The 2,662-nt window shown below is 59.4% G+C and carries 3 protein-coding genes; all 3 read right to left on the reverse strand.

All coding sequences use genetic code 11. The annotated features are described in order from the left end of the window. Positions 1-85: 85 nt before the first annotated feature. Genes M5J09_RS13075 through istA form a run of 3 tightly spaced genes read right to left on the reverse strand, consistent with a single transcriptional unit; the run spans position 86 to position 2,510 of the window. Positions 86-883: an ATP-binding protein gene (locus tag M5J09_RS13075; protein ID WP_049152283.1), complete on the reverse strand. Its 798-nt coding sequence runs from the start codon at positions 881-883 to the stop codon at positions 86-88. Positions 884-890: 7 nt separating this feature from the next. Continuing rightward, positions 891-1,583 (reverse strand): hypothetical protein, encoded by a 693-nt coding sequence (locus M5J09_RS13080; protein WP_257158154.1) that lies wholly within the window; start codon positions 1,581-1,583, stop codon positions 891-893. Between the two features lie 48 nt (positions 1,584-1,631). After that, the gene (gene istA, locus M5J09_RS13085; RefSeq protein ID WP_257158155.1) at positions 1,632-2,510 is read right to left on the reverse strand and encodes an IS21 family transposase; all 879 of its coding nucleotides are present in this window, start codon (positions 2,508-2,510) and stop codon (positions 1,632-1,634) included. Positions 2,511-2,662: the final 152 nt, after the last annotated feature.

The raw sequence follows: 2,662 nt of genomic DNA on the forward strand, positions 1-2,662 counted from the left end.
TGACGGGCGTTTCTTTTCGGTACCGGTAGGGCGGTATCGGGTACCGGGGTGTTGGTGGTTGCCGGTACCCGGTTTTTACCCCCGGTTACGACTTTCGGGGTTGACGTAGCCGTGTGGGTGTCGTAGGGGCCATCCTTTCTTGTTTGATGTCGTCGCGGGTTCGCATGTCTTCTCCTGTCAGGGTGAGTTTCGAGCCGTGGTTGGCGAGTCTGGACATGACTGCGTCTGCCAGTGCTGCTTCTGAGAAGACGTCGTACCAGTAATCGGGTTCGTGTTGGCTGGCGATCACGGTAGAGGCATGCTCACGCCCGACGAGCAGGTTGAATACCTGGTTCAACGCGTGCGCTGAGACATCGGTGGCGAGAAAATCATCGATGACGACAAGTGCCGGGGCTTGCAGGTCGGCGAGGAGTTGTTTGCGGGCCTGGGGATGCTCAGCCGCAGCGTCGAAATCGTTGGCCAGGTCGTTGAGCCGGAAGTAACGGGCGGTGAGCTTTTTGCGGCACGCCGCGACGGCCAGGGCTTGGGCGAGAAAACTTTTACCGGTGCCGGTAGCTCCCACGATGATGAGGTCTTTGCCGTAGTCGATCCATTCGCAGGTGGCGAGCCGGTCGATGCGGTCTTGGGTTACACCGCGGCCGGGATAGGCATCGAAGCGCTCGAGTGCGGCGGTTGAGCCAAGGAGTTTCGCTTCACGCAACCTTGTCTGGATGACCTTGTTGTCGCGGGCGGTGAGTTGGGCTTCGAGGGCTTCTTTGATCTTGTCTTCGAAGGAATCGTTATCGCGCGAGGGGTCGTTGACGATCTCTTGGATCGTCGCGGCGAACACGCGCATCCCGCGCAGCGAGCCGAGCTTGTCGAAATCTTCATCGGTTAACGCCATGATGCTTCTACGCCTCCTCACCGAATTCAAGCTCACTGAACTCGAACGCTGCTTTGCCCCGTACGTGCGACGCCTGGGCTGGTGGTGCGGGACGAATCACCGGCCTAGTTGACGCGGCAGATGATGTAGGTGATTGCGCACCACCTGTGGCGGTGGTGCGGGTTGCGAGGTCTTTGATGGTGTCGTGGACTTTGCGCACCGACGGGACCATGTGGGAGTCGAGGACGTCTTGGCAGGCTTGTTCAAGCAGGCTGCGGGAGTACTTCTTCGACAGGCTCAGCACGCCAAGGGCGCTATTGTAGGCTTGGGCTTCAACTTGGCGGGCGTGAAACATCTGGCGGATGAGTTCGTAGGTTGCGGCCCCAATACTTTGAGCCCATGACTCAATCCGGCCCCGATCCCACTTCGTGGCCAAGTCCTGGTGCTTTGCCGGCACATGCTCTTTATCTGTGGAGTACTGCATGTTGCCAGGCTTTTTACGGTGGGAAGCGATATGCTCACCCGCGCTGAAGATGTCGACGACATCGTCGAAGATCTGCACGTCGACACTTTTGCCGGCGAAGCTCCACGGCACAGAGTAGAAATGCTTCTCCACTTGGACGTGGTAGTTCACCCCGGCCTTGGCTTTACGCCACGTGGAATACGACCAGCGCTGTTGAGGCAGCGGGCGCAATGCTTCTGCTTCGCTTTCAACAAACAATTGCCTGCGGCTTGCGTTGCGGCCCCGGAATCCTTCCCGGTCGTTGATCTAGTCGACCTGTGCTGCAATAGCGGCGTTGAGAGCGTCGAACGTGGAGAACTCTTGGCCCGATAACGCTTCTGCGACCCAGGTCTGGACGATATCGACCGCCTTTTCCACATGGGCCTTATCCCTGGGTTTACCCGGCCTAGCCGGGGTAATCCCGCAACCGTAGAACTCGGCGAACTGCTGGTAGCGCTCGTTGACTTCACGCACCGTCGCACCACGTGTGATCTGGTTGGTTGCTGTCGAGGCGTTATCGGGCACGATGCGCACCGGCACGCCACCGATATAGTCCAACGCGTCGCGGTGGGCACACAGCCACGACCGCATCCGCATATCCGGCCACGCACTGGCATGGATAAGCCCCGAATGCGGCAGCGACGCCACAAACACATACGCCTGCACAGACACCCCGGTCAACGGGTCAACAACTGCCATGGTTTCCCCGGACCAATCAACGCACAGCTCCTCACCAGGGGCATGGGTCAAAAGCGCAGTCAGGTCGTTGACATCGACGTAGTTTTCAAACAGCGCGCAGAACTGCCGGTAGGAATAATGCTGCTGGCCAGAAGTAGCCTGACGGCGGGTGTATTTATGGTGTTCCACCTTCAACGTCACCCGCTCACCGCGTCGGCGCCGGGCGGCGATGCCTGCGAAATCCGGTTCCACAAACGCATCTGAATCCCGCCGGCGATTATCCGGAAACAACTCCGAAAGCTCCTGCGGCGACAACGCGGTAATCGTGTCCTCGTCCATCCCAGTCGAGCGCAACACCCGACTGGCCTTATCAATACTGCTGCGCGAGCACCCCAAATCCGACGTGATCTGCGACCACGAGCGGCCTTGCACAAGCGCCAGCATGATCAACCTGTAATTGGTGACCACACCAAACTCCTTCCATGGTTACGCGGCCCGCGCGTACACACTGCGCAGGGCCGTCAACCACAGACTGCCAACCCAACTACCCCCGGTACCCGATACACGCACACCCAGTACCCGATACCCGCCCGACCGGTACTAAAAACCGAACCCGGTCA

The organism is Corynebacterium sp. BF-R-2, assembly GCF_024586525.1.
In the GTDB taxonomy this organism is placed as follows: Bacteria; Actinomycetota; Actinomycetes; order Mycobacteriales; family Mycobacteriaceae; genus Corynebacterium; species Corynebacterium singulare.